Origin of the sequence: Pseudoflavonifractor capillosus (assembly GCF_016899775.1) — a bacterium.
Classification (GTDB): Bacteria; Bacillota; Clostridia; order Oscillospirales; family Oscillospiraceae; genus Lawsonibacter.
In genome coordinates this window covers 1-24,081 of record NZ_JACJJE010000040.1, presented here as the reverse complement: position 1 = coordinate 24,081, position 24,081 = coordinate 1, and the positions used below count along the sequence as shown (strand labels likewise).

At 59.4% G+C, this 24,081-nt stretch carries 23 protein-coding genes; 12 read left to right on the top strand and 11 right to left on the bottom strand.

Going from position 1 to position 24,081, the window contains the following annotated elements; all coding sequences use genetic code 11:
* Positions 1 to 97: 97 nt before the first annotated feature.
* Positions 98 to 991 (bottom strand): LysR family transcriptional regulator, encoded by an 894-nt coding sequence (locus tag H6B31_RS11915; protein WP_204898720.1) that lies wholly within the window; start codon positions 989 to 991, stop codon positions 98 to 100.
* Positions 992 to 1,148: 157 nt separating this feature from the next.
* Between H6B31_RS11915 and H6B31_RS11910 the strand changes: the two genes are divergently transcribed.
* From H6B31_RS11910 to H6B31_RS11885, 6 genes are all read left to right on the top strand, one after another.
* Positions 1,149 to 2,381: a dicarboxylate/amino acid:cation symporter gene (locus tag H6B31_RS11910; RefSeq protein WP_087289449.1), complete on the top strand. Its 1,233-nt coding sequence runs from the start codon at positions 1,149 to 1,151 to the stop codon at positions 2,379 to 2,381.
* Positions 2,382 to 2,399: 18 nt separating this feature from the next.
* The gene (gene sdaAB, locus H6B31_RS11905; RefSeq protein WP_204898719.1) at positions 2,400 to 3,068 is read left to right on the top strand and encodes an L-serine ammonia-lyase, iron-sulfur-dependent subunit beta; all 669 of its coding nucleotides are present in this window, start codon (positions 2,400 to 2,402) and stop codon (positions 3,066 to 3,068) included.
* Between the two features lie 12 nt (positions 3,069 to 3,080).
* On the top strand, positions 3,081 to 3,953 hold the full coding sequence (gene sdaAA / locus H6B31_RS11900; protein WP_204898718.1) for an L-serine ammonia-lyase, iron-sulfur-dependent, subunit alpha: 873 nt from the start codon (positions 3,081 to 3,083) through the stop codon (positions 3,951 to 3,953).
* A 320-nt stretch (positions 3,954 to 4,273) separates the two neighbouring features.
* Positions 4,274 to 5,215, top strand: a complete 942-nt coding sequence (locus tag H6B31_RS11895) for a LysR family transcriptional regulator (RefSeq protein WP_204898717.1) — start codon at positions 4,274 to 4,276, stop codon at positions 5,213 to 5,215.
* 119 nt (positions 5,216 to 5,334) lie between these two features.
* Positions 5,335 to 6,252, top strand: coding sequence for a glutaminase A (glsA, locus tag H6B31_RS11890; RefSeq protein ID WP_430691900.1), 918 nt, complete (start codon positions 5,335 to 5,337; stop codon positions 6,250 to 6,252).
* An 84-nt stretch (positions 6,253 to 6,336) separates the two neighbouring features.
* Positions 6,337 to 7,758 carry an alanine/glycine:cation symporter family protein gene (locus H6B31_RS11885; protein ID WP_204898715.1) on the top strand — a complete coding sequence of 474 codons (1,422 nt, stop codon included), beginning with the start codon at positions 6,337 to 6,339 and terminating at the stop codon, positions 7,756 to 7,758.
* Between the two features lie 163 nt (positions 7,759 to 7,921).
* Here the strand turns inward: H6B31_RS11885 and H6B31_RS11880 are convergent, their stop codons facing one another.
* From H6B31_RS11880 to H6B31_RS11860, 5 genes are read right to left on the bottom strand one after another with little or no spacing between them, the layout of a single operon-like run.
* Positions 7,922 to 9,112: a hypothetical protein gene (locus H6B31_RS11880; protein ID WP_204898714.1), complete on the bottom strand. Its 1,191-nt coding sequence runs from the start codon at positions 9,110 to 9,112 to the stop codon at positions 7,922 to 7,924.
* A gap of 9 nt (positions 9,113 to 9,121) precedes the next feature.
* The gene (locus tag H6B31_RS11875) at positions 9,122 to 10,369 is read right to left on the bottom strand and encodes a hypothetical protein (protein WP_204898713.1); all 1,248 of its coding nucleotides are present in this window, start codon (positions 10,367 to 10,369) and stop codon (positions 9,122 to 9,124) included.
* Positions 10,370 to 10,374: 5 nt separating this feature from the next.
* Positions 10,375 to 11,067: an ABC transporter ATP-binding protein gene (locus H6B31_RS11870; RefSeq protein ID WP_204898712.1), complete on the bottom strand. Its 693-nt coding sequence runs from the start codon at positions 11,065 to 11,067 to the stop codon at positions 10,375 to 10,377.
* Positions 11,058 to 11,771, bottom strand: coding sequence for a hypothetical protein (locus H6B31_RS11865; RefSeq protein WP_204898711.1), 714 nt, complete (start codon positions 11,769 to 11,771; stop codon positions 11,058 to 11,060). Before H6B31_RS11865 ends, H6B31_RS11870 begins: the two co-directional genes overlap by 10 nt.
* Positions 11,764 to 12,114 carry an RNA polymerase sigma factor gene (locus tag H6B31_RS11860; RefSeq protein WP_207752323.1) on the bottom strand — a complete coding sequence of 117 codons (351 nt, stop codon included), beginning with the start codon at positions 12,112 to 12,114 and terminating at the stop codon, positions 11,764 to 11,766. The genes H6B31_RS11865 and H6B31_RS11860 overlap by 8 nt, the downstream gene beginning before the upstream one ends.
* On the opposite strand from H6B31_RS11860, the gene H6B31_RS11855 reads away from it, so the two are divergent.
* Positions 12,114 to 12,995, top strand: coding sequence for an S-layer homology domain-containing protein (locus H6B31_RS11855; RefSeq protein WP_204898710.1), 882 nt, complete (start codon positions 12,114 to 12,116; stop codon positions 12,993 to 12,995). The genes H6B31_RS11860 and H6B31_RS11855 overlap by 1 nt on opposite strands.
* 224 nt (positions 12,996 to 13,219) lie before the next feature.
* Here the strand turns inward: H6B31_RS11855 and H6B31_RS11850 are convergent, their stop codons facing one another.
* From H6B31_RS11850 to H6B31_RS11835, 4 genes are all read right to left on the bottom strand, one after another.
* Positions 13,220 to 14,050, bottom strand: coding sequence for a serine hydrolase (locus H6B31_RS11850; RefSeq protein WP_204898709.1), 831 nt, complete (start codon positions 14,048 to 14,050; stop codon positions 13,220 to 13,222).
* Between the two features lie 50 nt (positions 14,051 to 14,100).
* Positions 14,101 to 15,417, bottom strand: a complete 1,317-nt coding sequence (locus tag H6B31_RS11845; RefSeq protein WP_204898708.1) for a Na+/H+ antiporter NhaC family protein — start codon at positions 15,415 to 15,417, stop codon at positions 14,101 to 14,103.
* A 166-nt stretch (positions 15,418 to 15,583) separates the two neighbouring features.
* Positions 15,584 to 17,176, bottom strand: coding sequence for an N-acyl-D-amino-acid deacylase family protein (locus tag H6B31_RS11840; protein WP_204898707.1), 1,593 nt, complete (start codon positions 17,174 to 17,176; stop codon positions 15,584 to 15,586).
* 153 nt (positions 17,177 to 17,329) lie between these two features.
* Complete coding sequence (locus H6B31_RS11835; protein ID WP_204898706.1) at positions 17,330 to 18,112, bottom strand: DUF3870 domain-containing protein; 783 nt, start codon at positions 18,110 to 18,112, stop codon at positions 17,330 to 17,332.
* 265 nt (positions 18,113 to 18,377) lie between these two features.
* On the opposite strand from H6B31_RS11835, the gene H6B31_RS11830 reads away from it, so the two are divergent.
* The 5 genes from H6B31_RS11830 (at position 18,378) to H6B31_RS11810 (ending at position 23,400) form a co-directional block, all read left to right on the top strand.
* Positions 18,378 to 18,902 carry a hypothetical protein gene (locus H6B31_RS11830; RefSeq protein ID WP_204898705.1) on the top strand — a complete coding sequence of 175 codons (525 nt, stop codon included), beginning with the start codon at positions 18,378 to 18,380 and terminating at the stop codon, positions 18,900 to 18,902.
* Positions 18,903 to 19,034: 132 nt separating this feature from the next.
* Positions 19,035 to 19,892: a MurR/RpiR family transcriptional regulator gene (locus H6B31_RS11825; RefSeq protein WP_204898704.1), complete on the top strand. Its 858-nt coding sequence runs from the start codon at positions 19,035 to 19,037 to the stop codon at positions 19,890 to 19,892.
* 123 nt (positions 19,893 to 20,015) lie between these two features.
* The gene (locus H6B31_RS11820; protein ID WP_204898703.1) at positions 20,016 to 21,320 is read left to right on the top strand and encodes a TRAP transporter large permease subunit; all 1,305 of its coding nucleotides are present in this window, start codon (positions 20,016 to 20,018) and stop codon (positions 21,318 to 21,320) included.
* Positions 21,321 to 21,348: 28 nt separating this feature from the next.
* Positions 21,349 to 22,173 (top strand): carbon-nitrogen family hydrolase, encoded by an 825-nt coding sequence (locus H6B31_RS11815; RefSeq protein ID WP_204898702.1) that lies wholly within the window; start codon positions 21,349 to 21,351, stop codon positions 22,171 to 22,173.
* Between the two features lie 87 nt (positions 22,174 to 22,260).
* Positions 22,261 to 23,400: a M20 metallopeptidase family protein gene (locus tag H6B31_RS11810; RefSeq protein WP_204898701.1), complete on the top strand. Its 1,140-nt coding sequence runs from the start codon at positions 22,261 to 22,263 to the stop codon at positions 23,398 to 23,400.
* A 287-nt stretch (positions 23,401 to 23,687) separates the two neighbouring features.
* On the opposite strand, the gene H6B31_RS11805 is transcribed toward H6B31_RS11810, so the two are convergent.
* The gene (locus tag H6B31_RS11805; protein ID WP_204898700.1) at positions 23,688 to 23,924 is read right to left on the bottom strand and encodes a hypothetical protein; all 237 of its coding nucleotides are present in this window, start codon (positions 23,922 to 23,924) and stop codon (positions 23,688 to 23,690) included.
* Positions 23,925 to 24,081: the final 157 nt, after the last annotated feature.

Below are 24,081 nucleotides of genomic sequence, written 5' to 3'. Positions count from 1 at the left end.
ATTCCAGCGGATTATTTTGCGCTCCGGCTCTTTTATTTCTCCGGCCTGTTTTCCCGTCCCTGTGCGGCGGCTCACCCACCCAGAGCGGTATGGACCGTCACAGCCTCTCCAGCTCCTGCACCGTGCGGACGAACTCGTCCATCTCCCGGGAGCACCACTTCTCCTTATGGGAAAAGATCTGCCGGTAAAGCGTGACATGAAAATCCGCTACCTGGATCAGGGAGAGCTTTCCCTGCCCCACGCTCTGCTCCACCGCGTACCAGGGCAGCAGGGAGATGCCTTGGTTGTTCTCCAGGATGCGGATGAGGAAGGAGGTATCGCTGCACTCCAGGAAGGGGGTAAGGCTCCGGTTTCGGGCGGCCAGAAAGCGGTCCAGAACCCGGCGGTAATTGGTGTCCCGCTCCGTGAGATAAAACGGCCTGTCCAGCAGGTCCTCCACGGTCAGCTCCGGAATGCCCTCCAGCTCCGCCCCCAGAGAGGCGGAGGTCACAAAGACCACCCGCTCCTTCTGCTCCATCAGCTTGTTCCAGTTGTTGCTGTACCGGGGCTCATCTAGAATGTAGATCAGATCCAGCTCTCCCCGCTCCATCCGCTCGATCAGAAACTTCGGTTCGCCGGTGGTGACATGGACCACCACCTTGGGGTGCCGCTGCCAATAGGCGTGCAGCGCAGCGGGCAGCTTGGAGAAGCACAGGGACTCAATGGTCCCGATGTGGAGCCGTCCGTGCAGCTCCCCGGTGTCCGAAACGGAGAGGCGGGCCTTGTTCACCTCCTGGAGCACGTCGTAGGCGTGCTCCAGAAACTGTACGCCCCGGGCGGTCAGCGAGATGTGCTTCCCGATCCGGTCAAACAGTCTGGTGTCCAGTTCCTCCTCCAGCTGCCGAATCTGCACCGTCACCGCAGACTGGGAGTACCCCAGGCTCTCCGCCGCCCGGGAAAAGCTTTTCAACTGTGCCACCTGAATAAATGTACTGAGCTGCCGCAGCTCCATGCAAAGCCCCTCCTTCTTCCGCCCCAGGAAGTAATCGTTGAATTTTTCTAAAGCATCTTATTAAAACTATGAATTTTACATATTATTGCAAACAGAATATACTAAAATCAGCCAATAGGCAAGAGGGAATTTGAGCAAAATTATAGGAGGGGTTTTTGTGGAAAAGAAGAAATTCAAACTAGGTCTGTTCCCCAAACTCATTATCGCAATCATCATCGGTATTCTCTTTGGACAGTTCCTGCCCGTGTGGTTCTGCCGGATCGTGGTCACCCTGTCCAGCATCTTCAGCACGTTCCTGTCCTTCATCATCCCCCTGATGATTCTGGCCTATGTGACCATGGGCATCGCCAACCTGAAAAGCGGCGCGGGCAAGCTACTGCTCATCACCGTCATTCTGGCCTATCTGTCCACCCTGGCGGCGGGCTCCGCCTCCTTCCTGGTGGCGGACACCCTGTTCCCCAGCTTCATGAGCGACGGAGCCCTGGAGCAGATCGCCGCCACGGCCGGCAACTCCCTGGAGAGCTACTTCAGCCTGGAGATCCCGCCCCTGTTCGACACCCTCTCGGCGGTGGTGCTGGCCTTTGTGCTGGGCCTGTGCCTGTCCACCCTGCGGGGCAAGACCATCGGCGACACCCTCTACAACGGGATGAGCGACTTCTCGGGCGTCATTGACCAGGTGCTCCACTCGGTGATCATCCCCCTGCTGCCCCTGTATATCTGCGGCACCTTCACCAACATGACCAAGTCCGGCCAGACCTTCGCCATCCTGGGCATCCTGTGGAAGGTGTTCCTGGTGGTCATCCTCATGCATCTGATCTGCATCTTCCTGCAGTTCCTGGTGGCCGGGGCCGTCAGCCGTAAAAACCCCTTCCGCCTGATCCGCAACCAGATCCCCGGCTATATCACCGCCCTGGGCACCCAGTCCTCCGCCGCCACCATCCCGGTGAACCTGCAGTGCGCCGAAGCGGACGGCGTCTCCGCGGAGATCCGCAACTTTGTGGTTCCCCTGTGCGCCAACATCCACATGGCCGGCTCCATGATCACCATCACCGCCTGCTCCACCGCCGTGTGTCTGATGAACCAGATCCCCATCAGCCTGGCCACAGTGATCCCCTTCATTATGACCCTGGGCATCGCCATGGTGGCCTCTCCCGGCGCCCCCGGCGGCTCCATCATGACCGCCCTGCCCTTCCTGTACATGGTCTTCGGGGCGGAAGCCGGCGACCCCAGCGGCCCCATCTGCGCCATCATGGTGGCCCTGTATATCACCCAGGACTCCTTCGGCACCGCCTGCAACGTGTCCGGGGACAACGCCATCGGCGTCATCGTGGAGACCATCTATCAGAAATTCATCAACAAGGCGCCTGCCCAGGCTGCGCAGGCCCAGTGACCGAGAGAAGGAGCGCTTATGGCCTTTATCAGTGTCTTTGATGTGCTGGGTCCCAATATGATCGGCCCCTCCAGCTCCCACACCGCCGGAGCGGCGGCCATCTCTTTCCTGGCCCGGAAGATGATCGCGCCCCCCATTGTGAAGGTGGAGTTCACCCTCTACGGATCCTTTGCCAAGACCTACCAGGGCCACGGCACCGACCGGGCCCTGCTGGGCGGGCTCATGGGGTTTGAGACGGACGACACCCGCATCCGCAATTCCTTCCAGATCGCCCAGGACCGGGGGCTGGACTACCGCTTTACCCCCTGCACCACCGAGACGGAGGTCCACCCCAACACGGTGGACATCCGCATGGAGAACGCCGCGGGGCAGACCATGGTGGTGCGCGGCGAGTCCCTGGGGGGCGGAAAGGTGCGCATCGTCCGCATCAACGGGGTGGAGGTGGACTTCACCGGGGCCTACAGCACCGTCATTGTGGTCCAGCAGGACAAGCCGGGCGTGGTGGCCCACATCACCAAGGTACTCAGCGACAACGGCGTGAACATCGCCTTTATGCGCCTGTTCCGGGAGGCCAAGGGCCACACGGCCTACACCATCGTGGAGTCCGACGGACACCTCCCGGAGGGGGTCGACGTCCCCCTGCGGAACAACCCCAACGTGCAGGACGTCATGCTGCTGGAGCCGTAGAAGGAGGAACCCATGGACTTTAAATCATCTGTTGAGCTGCTGGAGCTGTGCCGGCAGACCCAGTGCCCCATCTCAGAGGTCATGCGCCGCCGGGAGTGCGAGCTGGGGGAGACCACCCGGGATCAGGTGGACCACCGCATGGCCAAAGTGCTGGAGATCATGCGGGCCTCCGCCACACAGCCGCTGAAAAAGCCGTCCAAGTCCATGGGCGGGCTCATCGGCGGAGAATCCAAAAAACTCTACGACCACGCCGCCCGGGGCAAGGCCATCTGCGGGGATATCCTCCAGCGGGCCATGACCTACGCCATGGGGGTGGCTGAAGTGAACGCCTCCATGGGCCTCATCGTGGCGGCCCCCACCGCGGGCTCCGCCGGGATCGTGCCCGGCCTTCTGCTGGCCCTCCAGGACTGCTATAAGATCTCCGACGACCGCCTTGTGGACGCCCTGTTCAACGCCGGGGCCGTGGGCTATCTGGCCATGCGCAACGCCACCGTGGCGGGGGCGGTGGGCGGCTGTCAGGCGGAGGTGGGGGTGGCCGCCGCCATGGCCGCCTCCGCCACGGTGGAGCTTATGGGCGGGACGCCGGAGCAGTGCATGGACGCGGGCTCCACCGTGCTGATGAACCTGCTGGGTCTGGTGTGCGACCCGGTGGGCGGTCTGGTGGAGTACCCCTGCCAGAACCGCAACGCCGCCGGGGTGGCCAACGCCCTCATCGCCGCCGAGCTGTCCCTCAGCGGGGTGAAACAGCTTATCCCCTTCGACGAGATGCTGGAGACCATGTACGCCGTGGGACGGCGCATCCCCATCGAGCTGCGGGAGACCGCCTTGGGCGGCTGCGCGGTCACTCCCTCCGCCTGCGCCAGGTGCAGCGGCGGCTGTGGCTGAATGCTTGACAAACGATCCAGGCCGCTTTAGCTTCTGAGCTAAAGCGGCCTTTTTCATAAGAATTTCCCGCCGGAAGGGGCGAGAGGTGCGGCCCGCGCCTGATTTTTCTCCCCCTCCGCAGGTGCCGTCCCCAGGAAATGCAGCGCCCACTCCCCGGAGCGGGCGGGCCAGGCCGCTCCCTTCCGCCGCCCCTCATAACAATTTGGGTTGGTGATTATTCCAATTAGGACTAGCGGCGCTTTGATCTTTTTAAGGAAAACTGCTATAATTGATCCAAATTGCGGCAGAGTGTTCAGACACATCAAGGGGGGAGCTGTGAGATGAGTCGCGATCTCAATGTCAAGCATCTGGAGTATTTTTTGAAAGTTGCCCAGCTGGGTTCCATCAACAAGGCCGCCCAGGCGCTCTTTATCTCCCAGCCCTATCTGGGGAAGATCATTCACGATCTGGAGGACGGCTTTGGGTACCTGCTGCTGAACCGGGGGAACCACGGCGTCACTCTGACCCCGGAGGGGGAGGAGTTCGTCAAACGGGCCAACCATGTCTTGGAGGAAATCGGCTGTCTGTGGCACACCTCAGAGCGGAAGGAGGACTACCGTCACCTCTCGGTCTCCATGACAAAGTTTTCCCATGTGATGGAGAGCTTTATCGAGGTGGTCATGCGCCACCAGGACCAGAGGGCCTTCACCCACCGGCTGTACGAGGGCAGCCCGGACCAGGTGCTGGACGACGTATTTTCCGGCCGCGCCACCGTGGGCGTCTTCCATTTTGACCGCAAGCGCCGCAGGGAGGTGGAGGACCTTCTGACCGCAAAGCGGCTGGTCTACCGACACCTGGCCTACGCCGAGCCCCACATCGTCCTCTCCAAAAACCATCCCCTTCTCCGCCAGGGGCAGCCCATCACCCTGCGGGCCCTGTCCTCCTACGGCGTTATCCGCTACTTGGGCCAGTACGACGACCTGCTCTCCACCCTGTTCGGCTCAGAGGCCCTGGGCGACCAGTCGGAGAGCCAGATCATCTACCTGTCCAATCGGGAGTCCCTGATGCGCCTGATCTCCGTCAGTGATTTCTACAGCATCGGAATCCATGACTTCGAGCTCCAGGATTCCGGGTATCAGGCGGTATCCATCCCCATTGCGGACTGTGACTTTCTGTTTGAATTTGGATATGTTTACAGCCGGGGGACGGAGCTGTCCCGCATCACCCAGGAATTTTTACAAAACGTGGAAAAACGGTTAAACTGCTCAAGAGATAGCGCCTAGGCGCTATCTCTTTTGTCTATAACCGCTCAACTTATCCCGTATTATACAGGGCAGCACCTCCTGTGGTACGATTAGGCCACAAAGTGCTGAGGGCGCGAAGAAGGGAGGTGATTTCTGTGATCCAGACAATCTTGGACCGCGCTGTGGCGCTGGCCCGCCCGGCGGCGGAGCAGGGCGCGCCCGCCTCCTATATTCCCGAGCTGGCCAAGACGGACCCCCGGCAGCTGGGGGCCTGCATTTTTACCTTGGACGGCGGCCGGTTTTCCTCGGGGGACACCCAGGTGCGCTTCAGCATCCAGAGCATCTCCAAGGTGATCAGCCTGGCCGTGGCTCTGGAGCGCTGCGGCTATGAAACCGTCTTCAGCCAGGTGGGCATGGAGCCCTCCGGCGACCCGTTCAACTCTCTGGTGCGGCTGGAGTCCTCGGAGAGCCACCCCAGCAACCCCATGATCAACTCCGGGGCCATCGCGGTGGACAGCTATTTGGAGCCCGTGATCTCCTTTGAGGAAATGCTGTCCTTCACCCGGGAGCTGTGCCTGGACCCGGAGATCCGGCTGGACGAGCGGGTCTACCGCTCTGAGATGTCCAACATCTCCCGCAACCGGGCCATCGCCTACCTGCTGGAAAACAAAGGGGTCATCCAAAGCGATGTGGAGCGGACCCTGGACTTCTATGTGAAGATGTGTTCCCTCAGCGTGACCGCTGAGAGTCTGGCGGGATTCGGCCTGCTGCTGGCCAACGGCGGCGTGAATCCCAACACCGGGGTGCGCCTGCTGCAGGCGGAGACAGTCCAGGTGGTCAAGACCATCATGCTCACCTGCGGAATGTATAACGGCTCCGGCGGGTTTGCCGTCCGGGTAGGCATCCCCTCCAAAAGCGGCGTGGGAGGGGGCATTCTGTCTGTGGCGGACCGGAAGATGGGCATTGGCATTTTCGGCCCGTCGCTGGACCAAAAGGGAAACAGCGTGGCGGGGGAACAGGTTTTGGAGTACCTCTCCACCCATCTGCGCCTGCATATCTTTGCCGGCGCGGGATAAGCGGCTCTGCCGCTTGAAATCCGAATATGCGCGGCGTGCGGGTGGCGGCCCGCGCCGCAAGACAGAAAAAGGAGGGAACCCAGCATGGACGCACTGTATGTCCTGTATAACGATGTGATCAACAGCTTGAGCAACTTCCTCTACACCTATATTCTGATTATTCTGCTGGTGGCGGGGGGAATCTATTTTACCGTCCGCACCCGCTTTGTCCAGTTCCGATACCTCCTGGAGTCCATCCGGGTGGTCATGCAGCCCAGCCCCGACCAGGCCAATGTATCCGCCTTTCAGACACTGATGGTGTCCACCGCCTCCCGCGTGGGCACGGGCAACATTGCCGGCATCTCCACCGCCATCTGCATCGGCGGAATGGGGGCCGTATTCTGGATGTGGGTCACCGCCCTTCTGGGCAGCGCCACCGCGTTTATCGAGGGGACGCTGGCGCAGATCTATAAGAAGCGCGCCCCCGACGGCAGCTGCTACGGCGGCCCCGCCTATTACATTGAGCAGACGCTGAAAAAGCGGTGGCTGGGCGTTCTGTTTGCCGTGGTGATGATCCTCACCTACATGGTGGGTTTCAACCTGGTGGCCTCCTTCAATATCGCGGACTCCTTCAAGGCGTTCAGCTTCTATGATCCCTCCCTCACCCCCATCATCGTGGGCGTGGCGGTGGCCGCCCTGTTCCTGCTGTGCATCAGCGGCGGCGGCAAGCAGATCGCCAAGATCACCTCCATCATGGTCCCGGCCATGGGCGTTTTGTATCTGATCGTGACGGTCTATGTGGTGGTCACACACATCACCCTGGTCCCCGCTGTATTCGCCGGCATTTTCCGCAACGCCTTTGACGTGCAGGCTATCTTCGGCGGCTTTGTCGGCTCCGCCGTGATGCAGGGCATCAAGCGCGGCCTCTTCTCCAACGAGGCGGGCATCGGCGCCGCGGCCTGTGCGGCCGGCTCCGCCGGCGTGTCCCACCCGGCCAAGCAGGGCCTGGTCCAGGTGCTCTCCGTATTCATCGACACCATCCTCATCTGCACCTGCACCGCCATGCTGCTGCTTTGCTCCGGCGCGGAGTTCAGCGAGGAGCTGGCCGGCATGCCCTTTGTCCAGGCCGCCCTGAAAAGCTCCCTGGGAGATTTCGGCGTCATTTTCATTACGATTGCTCTGTTCCTCTTTGCCTTCACCACCCTGCTGGGGAATTTCTACTACGCGGAGACCGGCCTGTCCTACCTGTGCCGGGAGGCCCCCAGCAAGGGGCTGCAGTACCTCCTGCGGGGCGCCGCCACCGTTGTGGTCGGTCTGGGGGCGGTCATGCAGCTCAGCACCGTGTGGAACACCGCGGACGTGCTCATGGGGCTGATGGCAATTATCAATATTCCGGTCCTGATCTACCTCTTAAAACCCGCCATTCTCTGCATGAAGGATTACAGCCGGCAGAAGCAGGCGGGCCGGGACCCGGTTTTCAAGGCCTCGGAGATCGGATTGAAGGAGTCCACCGACTTCTGGCAGTAACGTAAACCGCAGCAAGGGACCCCCTGATGCAGGAAATCAGCCTGTATCAGGGGGTCTTCTCTTATGCCCGCTCCATCCTCGCCGCACAGCCCACGGCCAGGCGGCCCCGACCGCCCGGAGTTTGACCTATATGGGATGTTCCGGCGCGCATCGGTCCCCTGCATTATCTTCCGGTCACCTGATAACGCCGGTGGCAGATCCGGTACAGCAGGCCGAACAAACCGGCCAGCAGGAGATACAGGACAACGCTGAATTGTATGCTGTTGAGCTGAAGACTGCCAAGGGTGACGAGGTAGTAGTCCTGCAAGGTGTCCGCACTGACGCGGAAAAAGGGCAGATAGCTGGCGGCCTGCTCCATCCACCGGCCGTTCCCCATAAAAAGCTCCAGAATGGAGGCGGCAGACAGGGCGAAGGGCACCACCAGGGCGGGAATCGCGGTGCCGAACAGCTCGGACAGCAGCATGACAAACACCGCCGCCATCCCGCAGGCCAAAACCAGCAGCCCCAGCAGGATGAGAGAAAACTGCCCCATCGACACATGCAGGGCGCTGAAGCTCCCCTCCACCCAGAGCTGAAGGGGGGCGGCAAACCCGTCCATCCCGTACAGCGCACCGCAGAGAGCCATTTGCAGGGCAGAGAACACCAGGGCGATCCCCACGGCAAAACTGACGCCGGCGGCGCACCGGGCCCAAAAGGCGGTGGTCTTCCCTTTTTTACTGGACAGCACCAGCTGGTCGGTGCGCGCCCGGTGTTCCTCCGAGCAAAAGCGGCACAGAGCCGCCGTCACCAGCAGCACCGCTATCTGACACAGCAGGCCGCAGTGCTCCACCATGGCCTGCCAGCCTCCGGCATAGTCCAAATACATGGGCCCCAGGCCAGCGGCCTGTTCCTGCCAATAGGCCAGCTCCGCGTCGGTCAGGGGAGCGCTGATGCTCTCCTTCTGAAAATACTCCGCCTGCTGCCGGTAAAAGTCCTCCGCGGAGGCTATGGACCGGTCCTCCATTGTGTTGAGGTACAAAAACGGGGCGTAAGCGTTCAGGTTCCACTGGATGGTCCCCGCCTGGCTGTCCCGGTAGTTCTCCTTCAGCTGGTCCATCAGGGCCTCATCCAGCACCTGCCCGGAGAGGGCGCGGAGGGAGTCCCGCCGCAGCTTCTCCACTTTCCCGTAGGGCATGGCGGTACGGTCCACCACCCCCCGCTGTGCGTCATAGCGGTAATAGTACCCGGTCCCCAGCAGAGGCGAGATATTCGCCGCCAGGATCAGAAGGACGCCCAGCAGGACGGCCACCGGGACCAGCCCCTGCCGCAGGATCTTCTTCCACTCAAATAGGTAGAGCACGCCAAACACTTTCATAAAACCGCCTCACTTCCTGTCCACTGCACGGGTTTTGCACAGCCAGATACAGGTGGCCAGGGCAATCACCGCGAGCCCCCCGTAGAGAATCGCGCTCACGAAGATGCAGTCCAGCTGCATGCCCCCCAGAGAGACCAGGCGCTCATCCGCCAGGAAGGTCTGGTATAGGCGCTGAATGGGCATGTAGCTCCAGATCTGGGCCCGCACCCGGTCATAGTAATAAAAAGGCGGCTCAAAGATCATGGAGAGCAATAGAAGTCCCAGAGGCAGCGCCAACGCGGGGACGCCCCGGCGCAGCAGCTTGGACAGAAGCATGGACAGGGCCCCGGCAAACAGGGCGATCAGCAGGCTCATTCCCACCGTTACCAACACCGCCTGCCCGGCCGTCATATCCCGGCAGCTGTAGGAGAGGTACACATCCCCGATTCCCTTCTGGTCCGATTCCAGCTCCAGCAGCTGAATGGGCATCTGGGCTCCCCCCGCCCCGTGGACAAAAAATTGGATGGCCGCCGTGAGGCCAAAGAGCAGCAGCACACAGCCGCAGGCCAGGCTCACCCCCGCCGCCAGCCGCGCAAGGGTCAGCGGCATTCGGCTGTGGGCGGCGCTGGCGAGCAGCGGCCTGGTTTTGTATGCGTCGTCATCGGAAAAACTGCTGCACAGACTGATCAGAGCAAAGACAAGGGCCATCAGATTCAGCCAGGACGCTTTCTCCAAAATCCCCCGCCAGCCGCCGGTATACTCCATCACAAAGGGCGTCGTGAGGCGAGTTCCCTCTCGCTCCCAGTATGCGATCTCCTCTTGGCTCAACAACTGGCTGGAAAACTCCTCCTCCCGCCCTCTCTCCAGACTCTGATAGGCATAATCGACGGGATATTCTATATGCTCAGCCACGGGGTTGACTCCCGTCCGCCCCAGGGTTTCAAACACCAGGGAGTGGTTGAGCAGAACGCAGGTGAGGTCCGGCGCATACTGGTTGTAGATCTCCTGGTACCGGCGGTTCATCTCCTGCATGGTCCAGACCGCCTCGTTGTCCAGCGGCTTCCCGGCGTCCTCCCGGGCAAAGCGGCGCTCCAGCTGGACGGCCTCAAAATGGAACTGCTGTTGTTCGTCCACATAGGCCACTGTCTGCTCGCCCAGAAGGGGCCGCACGTTGAGAAACACTGTCAAGGCGATGCACAGCGCCAGCAGGGCGGGCACATAGGGCTTTTGAAATATTTTCTTGATCTCAAAGCGGTAGAGAGTAAAAAATTGTCTCATCTCTCTCACCCCTCAAACTGGTCCAGGTAGAAGCGCTCCAAGTCCTGGCGGATCTCGCCGGGGCCGCCGTCAAAGATGAGCTGGCCGTCCCGCACCATCAGAATCCGGCCGGCGATCTGCTCCACATCGGAAATGATGTGGGTGGAGAGCAGCACAATGCTGTCCGTCCCCAGCTCCGCGATCAGCTCCCGGAAGCGGGCCCGCTCCTTGGGGTCCAATCCGGCGGTGGGCTCGTCCAGAATCAACAGCTTGGGTCGGTTGAGCAGGGCCTGGGCGATTCCCAGCCGCTGCTTCATGCCGCCGGAGTAGGTCTTGATCTTTTTGCGGGCCGCCTCGCTCAATCCCACCAGCTCCAGCAGCTCCCGGCTCCGCGCCTCCGCCCCGCGCCGGTCCAGCCCCTTCAGGGCCGACAGGTAGAGGAGAAAATCCAGCCCCGTAAAGTTGGGGTAGTAGCCGAAATCCTGGGGCAGATAGCCCAGCACCCTCCGATACGCCTCGGTGGACACGTCCACCCCGTCAAAGGAGACGGTGCCGCTGGTGGGCTTTAAGATCCCGCAGAGCATCCGCATGAGCGTGGTCTTTCCCGCCCCGTTGGCCCCCAGCAGGCCGGTCACCCCGGGGGTCAGCGTCAGGCTGATGCGGTCCACCGCAATTTTTGCGCCGTACTGTTTGGTCAGACGGTCAATTTTCAATTCCATGCGTATTCCTCCATATTGGCCAGATACTTCCGGTACTCCCACAGCATGAGGGCCAGCAGCAGCAGGGAAAGCCCTGCGTGGTCCGCCGCACTGGATATTGTCCGGGTCAGCACGGTGAATCTGTCGGCCAGCCCGAACAGAAGGCTGACCGCCGCCGCTGCGCCGGCGCAGAGATAGAGGTTCTCCCCGTGCCGCCGCCGGCGCAGAATCACCAGACAGAGTACAGCGGTCAGGCAGTAGGGGCACAGCATATAAAATCCCGTTTCAACCAGGGGCAGGCCGGTCCACTTCATCACCAGTGGGCCTAGGACCGCCAGCAGGAGCAGGTTTCCAAAACCCAAAATGCTCATCCGGGCCAGGATGACGGCCCGCAGAGAAAACCGGGCGGCCAGCTCCAGCTCCTCCATCTGATAGCGGTCGGAGCGGTTCAGCTCCATCATCGTGGACAGGGCCGCAAAGGGCAGAAGGGCGGCCACCATCCAGACCGCCTGGGGCGGTTGCCACCATAAAATCCGCAGAGCGGCGGCAAAAATCCCCAGGGACAGCAGCCATCCCCAGGGGCGGATATAGCCCACCTGGGAGAGGAAAAATTCCAGCATCGTCATCTGCGGCGTCTCTATCCCCTTCAAAAAGTCCTCCCTGCCCTGGGGTTTCGGGGGCTGATAGATCAGCTTCAGGGCCCGTTTCAATTCCTCGTCACCCATAAAAATCCCTCCGGTTCAGTTGTTTTCGAAGATGTTCCAAGGCGCGCCTCTCCTGGCGGTAGACCGCAAAACGGGAAATGCCCAGAATTTCAGCGATTTCCGCAACGGGCATCTCGTTGGTATACCGCAGAAAAATCAGCTCCCGCTCCTCCTCGGGCAGCCGCTCCAGGGCCTGCTCCAAAGCAATGCGGACGGTATGCCGCTCATCCCGGTCCTGGGAGGGGATTTGTTCCGCCTGCTCCAGGGGGACGGCCTGCCTTGCGCGGTAGAAATCCGTGCAGAGGTTGCGGGCGATGGTGTAGAGATAGTGGCGATGGTGGTTCCGACACCGAGACCTATGCAGTGTACTACCACTCCAACTATGGATCTGACGAACGGAAAACCGGCGGACGCTATGAGGAGAACGACAAAGTCGAGGTTCGCGACAACGATTGGTGGGACCGTGACAACTACCGTTTCCTGGGTTGGAACACAGAGAAAGACGGCAGTGGCGAAGACTACGACCCCAATGATACGTTCCGGATGCCGGATGAGGATGTGCATCTGTACGCCCAGTGGCGGCGGATGGCGAGCGATCCCAGCGACAGCGGCACCGACCGCTATCTGAACACCGAGGACCATGTCCAGTACATGACCGGCTATCCCGACGGCACCTTCGGCCCCAGCCAGAACATGACCCGCGCCGAGGCTGCGCAGATGTTCTATGCGCTGCTGCTGGACAAGAACGTGGCCCACACGGTCAGCTTCTCCGATGTGCCCGCGGATGCGTGGTATGCGGAGGCGGTGAACACCCTGGCCTCTCTGGGGATGATCAACGGCTATCCCGACGGCACCTTCCGTCCGGACGCCCCCATCACCCGTGCGGAGTTCTGCGTCATCGCTCTGGCCTTCGCCTATGAGCCGGAGGACTTTGACTGCGATTTCCGGGACGTGTCCACCCGCGACTGGTTCTATGACTATGTGGCGCAGGCCACCAGCTACGGCTGGATCTCCGGGTCCGACCGCAGCTTCCGTCCCAACGAGTGCATCACCCGTGCGGAGGTCTCCGTGATCGTCAACAACATGCTGGGCCGCGTGGCCGACGAGGACTACATCGACCGGCATGAGGACGAGCTGAACACCTTCCCGGATGTGACCAGCTCCTACTGGGCCTACTACTCCATTATGGAAACCACCAACAGTCACGATTACACCAAGAGCAACGGAACAGAGAATTGGCGCTGAGCGCCGCAGCTCTGTTTCAACAGAACCAATGAGCACCAGGTCCGCTCGCCCTAATAGGGCGAGCGGACCTCAGTTTGTCGAAGAAATCTGTGCAGAATAAAATCCGCTGAAACCAGGTAGGTTCCAGCGGATTTTTCAGGTGGCGAAGGTTCCCCTTCAGCATCCAATGCCTGAGCCTGTTCGCTCAGCCGTCTGCGGCCGTCTCTTCCGGGCCCGCGCATGAATTATTTCAGGGCTTCATAGACCAACTTGCTCACCTGGGCGACAGCCTGGATGCCCTCGGCGTCGTCAGCCAGATCGCCGGTAAACATGGAAATCACATACCGCCGTCTATCGGGCAGAGTGAAGATGCCCACATCGTGCTGGATGCCGAACAGATCGCCGGTCTTGTTGGCCACCAGGACAGTGTCCGGTTTCAAATGCTGCTTATCCTCCTCCGGTGCGTAGGAGGGGACGGCCGGGATCAGCGCGGGCAGTTTGTTGCGGCACTGCTGATGTTCCAGAATGTCCACCATCCGCTGGGAGATCTCCGGGGAGATAAACTCACCCTTGGCCAGCTGAACCAGCAGCCGGCCCGCTTCACCGGCGCACATGTAGTTGTTCCGGCCCGCCTGAATGGCGGCAAAGTCCAGCATCTTCCGCATGAGCGTGGTGTGGGGCAGTCCCATCTCCCGACAGAACTGGTTGACCCGGTCAATCGTCAGAATATCCATAATCTCATTGGTGGCGGAGTTGTCGCTGAGAACAATCATCAGCCGGGCCAGAGTGGCCACACTGGGCGCGTAGTCCGGGTCCAGCTCAAAGAGAATGCCGGTGCCGCCCACCCGGTTCTCCGGAGCGATGGGGCGTCTGGCCTCCCAATCTACCCGGCCCTCCGCCACATCTTTCAGCAGCAGCGCCAGCATGGGGATTTTAATGACGCTGGCCGACGGAAAGACGCGGTCGGGGTTGATCTCAAAGACCTCATCGGTGTCCAGAACATGGATGTAGAGCCCCACGGTGCCCCGCAGATGGGCGAGAAGTTCATAGATGGCCTGCTGTGGAATTTGTTTCATAACCGATCCCTCCAGATCAAAAAATGTGGCGTTTCAAGACAGAAGCGTGCTTAGAGAATGAAGCATTCCGCAATGACTACCAGCAGAGTTCCCGGAATAATGGCCATATAGGCCAGCTTCATCATGGGCTTGATATCCTTGGCGTGGGCCAGGCCCATCTGACCGATCATATCCAGGCCGGGATAGGCGAAGGAAGTAATCTGACTGCCCACCAGAACAATGGTGGCCCAGAGGGACATGGATACGCCGAGATCTCCCAGGAAGGGGTGAAACAGGGTGTCGATCATCATGGCCTGGGCTACGGCGGCGCCGTTGATGCCGAAGATGCCGATAAAGGTGACGATAATGGCAAAGCCGACCACACCGCCCACGGTGATGTAGGGCTCCACCAGATCCACCAGGGCGTCAAAGCCGCCGGACTCGGTGACAAAATTCAGGAAGGGATTAAACAGCAGGAACATAAAGAAGATCCAAAACATCTTGCCGCAGCCTTCCATCATGGCGTCGATCACTTTTCCGGGAGACATGCCGCCCACCACGCCGGTAATCAGCGAGGCCGCGATCATGACCAGAATAACGAAGGCAGCGCCGCCGTTGGTGGCGATGCCCCAGACCACCATAGCGAGCATCACCAGGGCAAAGGCGAGGGTGGCGGACACTGTGGCCTTGGAGATCTGGACCGGCGCGTCGGGGATAGCGGGCTGCTCCACGGCCTCATCCTCAAAGTGCTCTTTCCCCTGAGTCTGCTTCTGGATTCGGACAGCCATGATGTAGGTGCCGATCCACATGACCACCGCCACGGGAAGGCCGGCACACAGCAGCGCCCGGGGGTAGCTTAGACCGGTAATCTGCATCAAAGTGACCATGGGGGGGCCGAAGGGACTGAGGAACAGACCCGTCTGTCCGGCGCCCTGGAAGATCACCGCCAGGGTGGAGGGGGTCAGCCCCACTGCCGCCACCAGGGGGATCACAATTGGGGCGATGATCGCGTTGGCTCCGGCCAGGGTGCCAAGCAGGGTGACCAGCACGATGGAAGACACCATAGTGGCCAGGATCGCCCGCTTTTGGGTCTTCACGCCAATTTTCTGCATGAGAAGATGCACAATGTTTTCGGCCACACCGGTCTTACGCAGCACCACTCCGAGGCCGGAACCCAGCATGATGATAAAGCCGACCAGGGCCAGGAAGGAGCCCATGGACTCATAGACCACCGTACCAAGGGAGCCGATGGACTGACCGCTGAGGATGGCGCCCAGCAGTACACAGATGCCCACATTGACAATGGGATGCATGTTCTTCTGGAAAGCCAAAATAATGTACAAGACCAGAGGAGCCAGACCTAAGATAGGTGGAAGGTTGAAAATCATAACCGTTCTCCTTTCGTGTATCGGGACACACAGTTGATTGGAACACCAAGCCAGTCCGCCGATTGGAGGGCAGTCTTGGTTTCGGGACACACAAAGCCTGCCTTCTCTCCACACCTCCTTTTCTTAGCTGCCCCGACCGGGGCGTCCCTGTGGCCCAGCCGGGCGGTCACTCTTTCCCTCGCAGCAGGACACGGCCCCGGCGGGCGGCGGTCTGTACCCCCCGCTCCAGCGCCAGCTCTCCTCCGACGAAAACGTAATCAATGCCCTGCGGCTTCACCGCGGGCTTAAGATAGGTGGATCGGTCCTCCACCTGTTCCCAGGTAAAGACGGTCAGGTCCGCCTGCATCCCCGCTTTGATCCAGCCCCTGTCCCGCAGGCCCAATACCGAGGCGGGCAGACCGGTCATCTTATACACCGCCGTCTCCAGCGGCAGCAGCTGCTTTTCCCGGACGGTCTGCAGGAAGCGGGGGAACGTGCTGAAATTCCGTGGGTGGAACCGATGATGGGCTGCCGCGGCATACTCATAGCTGACTCCGTCGCTTCCCACGGAAATATGGGGATCCCGCATGATTCGGCACACATCGTCCGGGTCCATGGTAAAGTAGATGCAGGATACAGAGCCGCCGCACTGAGCCAGACAGTCCGCCGCCGCTCTCTCGGGGGACAGATCCCGCTCCTGGGCGATTTCCGACAGTGTGCGTCCGTCGCACTCCGGCAGCGCGCCGTGGGTGTCCACCACCAGCACCGCCTCGGGGCCGCCCCGCCGTTCCAGCTCCCGCCGGATGTCCTCCAGCAGGCGCTGAGAGGGATTTTGCGCCCGGCGGACCAGTTGGGTCACACCGCCGTCATGGGCCCACCCAGGGGCCAGGGCGGAAAGCCCGGTGGAGCCCGCAGTATAGGGGTACTGGTCGCATGTGACCCGGATTCCGGCTTGTCGGGCATGCTCCAGCCGATCCAGCAGCGCGCCGCTGCGCCCCCACTGGGGCCGGCCCATCAGTTTCAGATGGGAGATCTCCAAGTGAACCCCGGAGCGCCGGGCCACCTCCAGCATCTCCTCTACCGCGTCAAACAGCCCTGTGCTCTCACTGCGCATATGGACACTCAGAATGCGGTCCCGGGCGGCCAGCACCCGCGCCAGCCCCACCAATTCCTCCCGGTCTGCAAAGCTGCTGGGGGGATAAATCAGTCCCAAGGACATGCCGAAGGCCCCCTGCTCCAGCATTCGATCAAGCAATCTCTCCATTTCAGCCTGTTCCTTGGGGGTGGGCGGACGCATATCAAAGCCCATCACCGCTCCCCGAAGTGTGCCATGCCCAATGAGAGCACCGTAGTGAATGGCAGGGGGATGCTGGGCCACCCGGGCGGCATAGTGTTCCAGGTCCGGGTCCTCCAGGTCCGCCTGGGCCACGCTGGCGGGGAGCGCGGCGTTATAAAACCGTGCCAGCTCCTCCCGGCGCCGCGGCGGAGCGGGGAGGTGGGAGATGCCGCAGTTGCCCGTAATCTCCAGCGTGACCCCCTGAAAGAGCTTGCTTTCCGGGTTCATGTCAGAAAGAAGCGGAATGGTGTCTGAATGGGTATGGATATCAATAAAGCCGGGGGACACTATCTTGCCGGTCACGTCCAGCACGCGGCGGCATTCTCCCTGGAAGTGGGGCAGGACAGCGGCAATTTTCCCATCTTGGATACACACATCCCCCTGAAAGCTGGACTGTCCGGTGCCATCGGCTACCAGCCCGCCCTGGAGCACATAGTCAAACATACGTGGACCTCCTTATCTCCTTAAAAAATGCAAAAAATCCCTATGATACCCGCCACGCACTTGTGGCAAAATCATAGGGACCCTACTCGGTTGGAGACAGGGGGAAATACCCGGCCTCCGCGAATAAAATCAAATTTTCAATTATAACAGCCCTCAAGTATGAGGGGACAAACTGTCTTCTCCTGTCTGGTGGGTCAGCAGTTTATTCTGGGCATCCCTCAAAATGGTGGCGATGGCCCGCCGGGAATCTCCCAAATAGCGCCGCTGCACATCCCGGACCATATCGTCCACATCGGTGCGCAGATTCCGCCCTACAATCAGAGAGCGCAGGAACTGGTTTGTCAGCCGGCAGACGGTGTTGAATTCCGCGGCAAAAATCTCTCCGCTTTGGGCGTCCACCAGAAAAGAGCCCATCAGGGACTGATGCACTTTGGTGATGGGGTTTCGGCTTCCGGTTTTGGAGAGGCCGACCACACACAGCGCATCCCTGGGAAGGGTCTCCACGGCTACCTCCTCCTCAAGCTGGAGATTTTGACTGTTTTGATTATACATAATGACAGCTTTTTTGTCAAGCTTCACATCGTGCGGGCAGCTTTGGCCGCCGGGGAGTGGGGATTTGCCGCCGCGCTCCTGGATTTTGTCGTAGGCATCCTTCAGGCAGACCTGCAGCGTCCGCCCGCCTATCCCCAGATAGGTGCGGTCCAGCTGCTGCAGGATATCCTCCAATTGAGTATATATACACCGTCCCACCAATAATTGGCGCAGATATTCACTGGTAACGGCGCAGACCAGATTTGCCTCCGCATCCTGGATGATCCCGGTATCTCGCAGAAAGGTAAATGTCACCAAAAGCAGATCATACTGAACGGCGATGGGGGTGGCCGACGAGGGACGGGCCATTCCGGCCGCAAAAATCAACTCTGATGGATGGCTCATGGGCAGCGTCCCCCCTCCACAATATTGTCTCCCATTGTAATTGCTTTGTTTCTTGTTTGTCAAGTGCGCGGCCATATTCCAAATGCTGAAGTGGTTTTTGCGCTGAAGGGCCCGCTTCCCCCGGATTTGCCGGCGCCCGCCTCTCCCGCTGTACATTTATTCAAACCTCCAAAATATGATACATCATTTTCATTTACTTTTACTGATTGAAAATATATTTTCAGTTTGCTATAATGGGCACAACAAATCCAAGGGTGGTGTTCTTATGGGCCGTGCTGCCGAGCCAAAACTTTCCCTGTCCCAGCAGCTGCGCAGGTCCCGAGAAGCGGACCCCGCTTTTGCCCGTGCCCACCGCACGGTTCAGATTATCATGGGGACGTGGGCCGCAATTCTTCTATTGGACCGGGTTTTCGGCGTCATTCAGGGGGCCTACACTGACGGTCAGCTGCCGATCATGCTTCTGGGGGGAGCGGCCTTGATGGGAGTGGCCTGGCTTGGGACCCGAGGCCATCTCCAAGGGGCCATGATGGTTCTTCAGATCAACTTGGCGGTGTTCCTGCTGCAGTTTGCATCCATCTGCTTTTTCTATCGGGAGAGCACCTCTCTGTGGACCGTGCTGTTCTATGGGGCGGCTGTGGGAGGGATGATCGCCTGTTCCTTGGTCTTCTTTTTCAATCGGGAGGTGGATGCCTACCGCCGGACCATCTGGCAGTGGAAGCATGCCCGGCATAGGAGCTCCCCCCGCCGTATGCTGCCCACAGGCCGCTCCGGCCGGGTTGAAAAACAATAATCCGTTCAGACTCTGTGAGAAATTTCCGTTTCAGGTTTTCTTTTTGCTGGCTTCCTTTTATAATGATGAAAAGAAACGCCGCGCTTTTCAATGCGGCAGGTTTGAAAACGTCTGTGAAAGGGAAGCTGCGCTATGGAACAGAGCCGAGATATGGTTACACAAATTCGGACCCAGTATGGTTCCTTTACCAAAAGCTATCAAAAGCTGGCCGATTTTATTTTGGAAAATCTAAACGAGGTGGCTTTTTTCTCGATCAATGAACTCAGTCAGAAGGCGGGGATCAGTCCGGCCACCATCACCCGCTTTACCCGCCGTCTGGGATTTCAGGGATACCCGGACTTTCAGCGGAGCGTCTATGAGTATCAAAAGGAACTCGCCCCCTTTGGACAGCTCAAGTCACTGATCCGCCGGGAGGGAGCGGCGAAGGAGAACAGTCCTGATTTGCTCCAGTGGACCATTCAAAACAACATCCATCTGCTGGAAGCGCTGTACAACTCTCGGCTTCACGAGGCCTTCTATCGGGCTACCGAGATCCTGCAGCAAGCCCGGATCATCTACATTGCCGGAATGCGCTCCTCCTATGCCACCGCCTACTATCTGGGTTTTATGCTGCAGCAGATGCGGGACAATGTGCGCCTGCTCCCCACATCAGTCTGCGATTTTCCCACCGTACTCAGCGACGTGCGGGCCGAGGACTGCCTGGTGGTGGTCTCCTACGCCAAGTACACCCGAAGCTCCTACGACCTCGTCTCTCACTTTCACCGTGTGGGCTGTAAAATCGTAGCCATCACGGACTCGCTTACATCCCCTATCGCACGCAAAGCGACCGAGGTGCTCATCGCGCCCAACGGCGGAAATTTTTCCCCCGTGGGCGCCATCAGCCTGTGCAACTGCTTTATCACCTCTCTGGGTCAGTTGAATACCCAGCAGTCTCTGGAGCGGATGGAACGACAGGATCAAATCGCCTTGGAACATCAGGTCTACCTCTGATGGCGGCTTCCGCTCCTTTTTCCAGTATTTTTGTGTCCGCAGACAACGCCGGCAGTCGGCGGATGCAAAGATAATAAATGCCTGTCCAACTGGAAATTGCAAACGAAAAAGGAGATGGAAACTATGATTTTTGGGCTGCATCCCCTGTTTGGCTTCCTGCCCTTGCTGCTCTACATCGTGCTGATGCTGATGGGCAAGGACATGAACGTGTCGGTCCTCCTGTGCGTGATTTTAGGCGCCATTCTGACGGGGGAGACCATCACAGGTTTTGCCGACACGCTCTATGCATCCCTGGGTTCCTTCTGTGCCCTGATCGGCTTCATTATTGTACTGGGTTCCGGACTGGCCGAGGTGCTGTCTCGGACCAAGGTAGCGCACAATCTGGTGTACATGGTGATCAACCGGTTTAAGCTGAAGAGCAAAAAGATGGCCATTTTGATCTCCATGGTAACCTCTACTCTGCTGGTATCCCTGCTGGGGACTCTGGCTGGCTCCAACGCCATCATCGCCCCCATCCTGATCCCAATTGTGGCCAGCGTGGGGCTGACCCCCTCTACTTTAGGTGTGATCCTCCACGGCGCCGGAGCCACCGGCCTGTATATCGGTCCCTTTGTGCCTCCGGTGGTTACTATCATGGGTCTGACCGGGCTATCCTATGGGGAGTATTTAATGACAGCAGGCATCCCTCTGGCTGTCATTGTGTGGGGCTCCACGTTCTTCATGGCCTGCCGCACCCAGCGGAAGACCGAGGGGAAAGAGGCCTATGACGAGTCGGAGAACAACGACGTCTCCTTTACCCCCGACGCCCGGTGCAATCGGGCCACCCTGGCCTTTATCCTGGTGATGGTGGTCATGCTGGGCTACGGCCTGGTGGTTGGGGCCGGAGCCAGCTATGCCATCCTGGTTATGATGGTGGCCTCTATCGTGGTGGGCCTGGTGGGCGGTCTGTCCTTCCAGGACTCCCTCAGCGCCATGATTCAAGGTGGCGCCAAGATGTTCTGGATGTTCTTCATGTTTGTCCTGTTTGAGCCCTTCCTGAACTACGTCAGCGCCTCCGGCGCCTTCGACGCAGTGTGCGAGCTGATGCAGCCTCTCATCGATGTGGGAGGAGAAGTGGTCTTCCTCATGCTCAGTGCCGCTGTGGGCGTATTCGGAATCTCCGGGACCGGCGTGGCTCAGGCACAGATCATCCACGAGCTGTTCCTGCCCATGGTGCAGTCCCTGAATATCGCCATGCCCATCTGGGCGCTTGTGGTGCTGGTTGGCTGCCAGGTTACCTTCTTTGTCACTCCCACTGTGGATATGGTGGGACAGATGGGGCTGGCACGCTCCAAAAACATCAAAGCCATGCTGGCCAACGGCTGGGTTCTGACCATAATCACATTTATTTACGTGCTGATACGCGCCATCCTATACACCATGCAGTGACTTCGTTTCAGAACAGGAGATGAATCGTATGACAAACTTTGCTCTGCTTCAGACCGATATCGCCTTTTGCCAGCCGGAAGTCAATTTCCAGCGGGTCAGGGAATTGTTTGCACAGGCCATGGCCAAGGATCCCCGTCCTGATGTGGTGGTCCTGCCCGAGGACTGGTCGGCGGGCTTCTCCGATGAGATGTTCCACCACATGGAGGACTATGTAGAGCCGGAAAACGGCCCCTCGGTCACGGTTTTGAAGGAGTTGGCCCAGAAATACCATGTGTGGGTGGTGGGCGGCTCCATCGCCACACTGCACGCCGACGGCAAAATGCGCAACACCACCTTCCTGATCAACCGGGAAGGGGAGATCGTAGGCGACTACAGCAAGATGCATCTGTACAGTGACATGGACGAACATGTCCCCTTTGCCAATGGAGACAAGATGGAAGTCTATGATACCGAGCTGGGGCGCCTGGGTATGATGATCTGCTATGATATCCGTTTCTGTGAACTGGCCCGCACCTACGCATTAAAGAAGGCGGATGTGCTGGTGGTCACCTCCGATTTCCCTAACCCCAGAGTGAACCACTGGCGCACCCTGCTCATGGCCCGGGCCATTGAAAATCAGATGTATGTGGTGGCCTGCAACCGGGTGGGTGAGAGTCCCATGGGCACCTACTGCGGCCACTCCATCATCATCGATCCGTGGGGCGACGTGATTGCCGAGGGCGGGGACGGACAGGAGATCGTCACCGGCTCCATCGACTATACCAAGACCCGGGAGGTCCGGGACCTGATCCATATGTTCCGGGACCGGCAGCCTGCCCTCTACGGTGACACGCTGACGAAACCCATCAGCTGACAAGACGGGACTGGCCGCCTGTTCTGGGCGGCCAGTTTCCGACAGGCCGGATTTCGTCTGTCACATTCTTTGGAAAGAAGGTTTTGTATGAAAGTGGATCCTTCCCGCTACTTGGAATTTCGCAGAGATCTCCATCGACATCCTGAGCTGAGCAATCAGGAGATAGAGACTACCCGGCGCATTCGGGACTTTCTGGCCCGGGACGGATTGGAGCTGCAGAGCTTCCCCGATTTAAACGGAGGGTTTGTCCGCATCAATTCCGGCCATGCCAGGACCCTGTGCCTGCGGGCGGATATTGACGCCCTTCCCATGACGGAGCAGACGGGCGCCCCCTACGCCTCTGTCCACGAGGGAGTTATGCACGCCTGCGGGCATGATATGCATACTGCCGTTGCAGCCGGAGTGGCCTGCGAGTTGAACCGGGTCAAGGATCAGCTGAAATGCAACATTGTGGTGCTCTTTCAGCCCGCGGAAGAGGCAAATCCCAGGGGGGGAGCCCGTCCGGTCACAGAGACGGGCTTTCTGGAGCAGCAGCACATTGATGAGATGTACGGCATGCATATGTGGCCCTCACTCCCGGTGGGGGATGTCGAACTGCGGCCCGGGGCCATCATGGCCGCCTCTGACCGATTCCACATTGAGGTCCACGGTCTGGCGGCCCACGTGGCAGAACCCCATTTAGGGGTGGACGCCATTCTCATCGGCTCAGAAATTGACTGTGCGCTGGTGCAGAAACTCCGCCGGGAGGTCAATCCCTTTGACTCCGTCTCCATTGCCGTCGGTTCCTTTCAGTCTTTCGGCCGGTACAACGTGGTCTGTGACCATGTGGCTCTGGACGGTACGGTGCGTACGATCCGGGAGGAGACCCGCCGTTACCTTCACAAGCGCATCCAGGAAATTCCGCAGCAGATTGCCGCGTCCTATGGAGGACAGGCCCAGGTGACCATTCAAATGGGATACGGCGTCCTTAATAACTCCCCGGAGCTGTTCCGTCGCTTTTCCGAGCATGCCATTCAACTGCTGGGGCGGGAGCATGTCCACACGGACATCCACCCCAGCTTGATTGGAGAAGATTTCTACTATTTCAGCCAGCAGGTCCCCTCCCTGTACTTTCATATCGGATGCGAGGCGGAGTATCCGTTACATAACAACTCCTTCCTGCCCAACGAGAAAGCGCTGGACGTGGGCATCGACCTGATGACAGATTATTTCTTAGCCCAGTCCTGATTGGATGTCCTCGCGCGTCTGACTGCCCTTTCGTTTCTGTCGGGGACAGCGGCCGCCTTTCCCCGTAATCAAGCCGGCGCCCCTGTTCCCTGCGGGTGCGTAAAAACAGCGAAGCGGCGCACACAAATTTTAGTTTCTCTATTTCAATCCCTGATTTTTCTCTGAACACCAATGATTCGCCCCTGATTTCGGCCATTTTCCCAGAATCAGGGGCGTACATTATAGGGCCATCAGAAAGGAAAATGCCGGTGAGCGCAGCAGCACTTGACTCCATCTGCGTTTCAGCTTTACGGCATTTCGTCTCTGCGCAGCCTGCCCAGCGCTCCGCCGGGATGGCAGCGCACATATTGAACCGCATCCCAGTTCTTTTCCACTTGGAGCGCAACAGAAAGAGCTTGAAGCGTCAGGATTTCTGCCAGAATCGAGTTGCGGGGGGCGCGGTTTAACGGACCGCCTTCTGTTCGGAATGCTGCGGCACAGCTTACAAATTCCAGCGCATAGCCCCGCACAAAACGACGCCACAAATGAATCGCCCGCAGCTGTTGGGGCTGTCACTCTGTGAATTTCATTCTGTGATATTGTGTTATGGCAAATCAGGACGTTTGCTTTCAGTATTTTCCTTCCATATGGGTAAAATAAGAACCACTTCGAGCATTGGAGGGAAATACTATGGAGACACGA

Bases quoted from the DNA above. Each gene is read 5' to 3' on its own strand.
- H6B31_RS11830 (WP_204898705.1), top strand. From the start codon at position 18,378: ATGGGCCGTGCTGCCGAGCCAAAACTTTCCCTGTCCCAGCAGCTGCGC.
- H6B31_RS11895 (WP_204898717.1), top strand. From the start codon at position 4,274: ATGAGTCGCGATCTCAATGTCAAGCATCTGGAGTATTTTTTGAAAGTT.
- sdaAB (WP_204898719.1), top strand. From the start codon at position 2,400: ATGGCCTTTATCAGTGTCTTTGATGTGCTGGGTCCCAATATGATCGGC.
- H6B31_RS11880 (WP_204898714.1), bottom strand. From the start codon at position 9,112: ATGAAAGTGTTTGGCGTGCTCTACCTATTTGAGTGGAAGAAGATCCTG.
- H6B31_RS11865 (WP_204898711.1), bottom strand. From the start codon at position 11,771: ATGGGTGACGAGGAATTGAAACGGGCCCTGAAGCTGATCTATCAGCCC.
- H6B31_RS11835 (WP_204898706.1), bottom strand. From the start codon at position 18,112: ATGAGCCATCCATCAGAGTTGATTTTTGCGGCCGGAATGGCCCGTCCC.
- H6B31_RS11820 (WP_204898703.1), top strand. From the start codon at position 20,016: ATGATTTTTGGGCTGCATCCCCTGTTTGGCTTCCTGCCCTTGCTGCTC.
- H6B31_RS11845 (WP_204898708.1), bottom strand. From the start codon at position 15,417: ATGATTTTCAACCTTCCACCTATCTTAGGTCTGGCTCCTCTGGTCTTG.
- H6B31_RS11840 (WP_204898707.1), bottom strand. From the start codon at position 17,176: ATGTTTGACTATGTGCTCCAGGGCGGGCTGGTAGCCGATGGCACCGGA.
- H6B31_RS11885 (WP_204898715.1), top strand. From the start codon at position 6,337: ATGGACGCACTGTATGTCCTGTATAACGATGTGATCAACAGCTTGAGC.
- H6B31_RS11875 (WP_204898713.1), bottom strand. From the start codon at position 10,369: ATGAGACAATTTTTTACTCTCTACCGCTTTGAGATCAAGAAAATATTT.
- H6B31_RS11915 (WP_204898720.1), bottom strand. From the start codon at position 991: ATGGAGCTGCGGCAGCTCAGTACATTTATTCAGGTGGCACAGTTGAAA.
- sdaAA (WP_204898718.1), top strand. From the start codon at position 3,081: ATGGACTTTAAATCATCTGTTGAGCTGCTGGAGCTGTGCCGGCAGACC.
- H6B31_RS11810 (WP_204898701.1), top strand. From the start codon at position 22,261: ATGAAAGTGGATCCTTCCCGCTACTTGGAATTTCGCAGAGATCTCCAT.
- H6B31_RS11850 (WP_204898709.1), bottom strand. From the start codon at position 14,050: ATGAAACAAATTCCACAGCAGGCCATCTATGAACTTCTCGCCCATCTG.
- H6B31_RS11815 (WP_204898702.1), top strand. From the start codon at position 21,349: ATGACAAACTTTGCTCTGCTTCAGACCGATATCGCCTTTTGCCAGCCG.
- H6B31_RS11825 (WP_204898704.1), top strand. From the start codon at position 19,035: ATGGAACAGAGCCGAGATATGGTTACACAAATTCGGACCCAGTATGGT.
- H6B31_RS11870 (WP_204898712.1), bottom strand. From the start codon at position 11,067: ATGGAATTGAAAATTGACCGTCTGACCAAACAGTACGGCGCAAAAATT.